Genomic DNA, 2078 nt, shown 5'->3' on the forward strand with positions numbered 1-2078 from the left:
CCGGACCGGCCGCTGCCCGACGCGGCCCAGGAGGCCCGGGCCCAGGCCCTGTTCGACGACATCCGTTGCGTCGTCTGCCAGCACGAGGCCATCGCCGACAGCCCCGCCGTCATCGCCGCCGACATGCGCCAGCTGGTGCGCGAACAGGTCGCCGCCGGCCGCACCGATGCCGAGATCGAACAGGACCTGGTCCGCCGCTACGGCGATTTCGTGCTGTTCCAGCCGCCGGTCCGGTTCGGCACCTGGCTGCTGTGGTTTGGCCCCGTGGGCCTGATGGCGGCCGTTCTCGCGCTGCTTCTGCTTCGGTCGCGCGGCCGCCGGGTCGAGACCGCGCCGCTGACGGTCGAGGAAGAGGCCCGTCTGGCCGATATCGTGGCCGAGGGCGATCTTCGCCGTGATCCTGACGCAAAGCCGTCTGAGGACTAGGGTCCGGACGGACCCCTCCTCACGCCCCGGGCGTTGGCGACGGGAGCCCGCATCCTGTATTGACGAACTGACCGGGCCGTCGCGCCCGACGAAAGGATCGTACGAAACCCGATGATGAAGCGTAAGGAATTCATGCTGGGGGCCACGTTCGGCCTGGTTCTCGCGGCCGGCGCCACCGCCGGCGGCGTCATCGACTGGCCGACCGCCAACGCGGGCCCCGTCGCCAGGCGTCCCGAGACGCCGGCGCCGCCGGCCTCGCCTTCGCCCCGCCGCAAGGCGCCCCGCTCAGCTTCGCCGACATCTTCCAGCAGGTCGCCCCGGCGGTGGTGCAGATCGATGTGAAGACGCGGATCGAGCGCCCCCGGACGGTGCAGATTCCCAACACCCCATTCGCCATTCCTGTGCCGCCGCCGGAAGACGGCGAAGACGGCGGCATCGTCGCCAGCGGAGCGGGCTCGGGCTTCTTCATCTCCGCTGACGGCTACATCGTCACCAACAATCACGTCGTCCAGGACGCTACCGAGATCACCGTCAAGCTGGCCGACTCCCGTGAACTGAACGCACGCGTCGTTGGTCGCGATGAGGCCACCGACCTCGCCGTCATCAAGGTCGAAGGCTCGGACTTCCCGTTCGTCACCTTCGAGGAACAGGCCCAGCCGCGCGTCGGCGACTGGGTCATCGCGGTCGGCAACCCTTTCGGTCTCGGCGGTACCGCGACGGCCGGTATCGTTTCGGGTGCGGGGCGGGGCAATATCGACAGCGCCTACGTCGACTACCTTCAGATCGACGCCGCCATCAACCGGGGCAACTCGGGCGGACCGACCTTCGACATCTACGGTCGCGTTATAGGGGTCAACACCGCTATCTACTCCGAGACTGGCGGTTCAGTCGGAATCGGCTTCGCTATCCCTGCTTCCGTCGCCAAGCCGATCACCGAGCGCCTGATGCGCGGTGAAACAATCGCCCGAGGCTATGTGGGCGTCGGAATCCAGGACGTCAGCCGGGAGACGGTTGAGGCGCTCGGGCTCGAGCCGAACGCCAAGGTCGCCTACATCGGCGAGGTCACTCCGGGAGGCCCTGCGGACTCCGCAGGCCTGCAGCTCGGCGACATCGTCATCCGGATGAACGGCCAGCCTATCCTTGGTCGAAACGACCTGACCCGCCGCATTGGCCAGGTCCGTCCCGGCGAAACCGTCCGGCTGGAAGTCCTCCGCGACGGACGCCGCCAAACCGTGAACGTCCGTGCCGGGACCCGCCCGCCGGAGTCGGAACTTAGCGCGAGCCAGGACGGATCGGAGGGGCCGAACGGTCCCGTTCAACCGCAGGCGGGCGAAGAAGCCGCCGGCCTCACCGTCGTCCCGATGTCGGATGCTGTGCGTCGCCGCTATTCCATCCCGGACAATGTGGAGGGCTTGGTGGTCACCACCGCCCGGACCATCGGCGATCTTCGCTTCCAGCCGGGCTATGTGATCCGGCGCAGCGCGACCGGCGTGATCCGAACGCCGGAAGATCTTCGCGCCGCCGTCAGCGCGGCGCGGGCGGCCGACCGTCCGGGGACCTATCTCATAGTCTGGACGCCTCAGCAGGGCAGTGTGCCGATAGTCCTGCCGTTCCCCGATCCTGAATAAGCCTTAACTGCCCCCATCGCCGCC

2 protein-coding genes are annotated in these 2078 nt (G+C 68.3%); both read left to right on the plus strand.

The window, feature by feature from the left end:
- Positions 1 to 426: cytochrome c-type biogenesis protein CcmH (locus tag RDU12_RS15160; RefSeq protein WP_308685464.1), on the plus strand; the 426-nt coding region annotated here is incomplete at its 5' end.
- 323 nt (positions 427 to 749) lie between these two features.
- A complete protein-coding gene (locus tag RDU12_RS15165) occupies positions 750 to 2054 on the plus strand; it encodes a S1C family serine protease (protein ID WP_300291956.1) in 1305 nt (434 codons plus the stop codon).
- Positions 2055 to 2078 lie beyond the last annotated feature (24 nt).

This window comes from Brevundimonas sp. (genome assembly GCF_031082345.1).
GTDB lineage: Bacteria > Pseudomonadota > Alphaproteobacteria > Caulobacterales > Caulobacteraceae > Brevundimonas.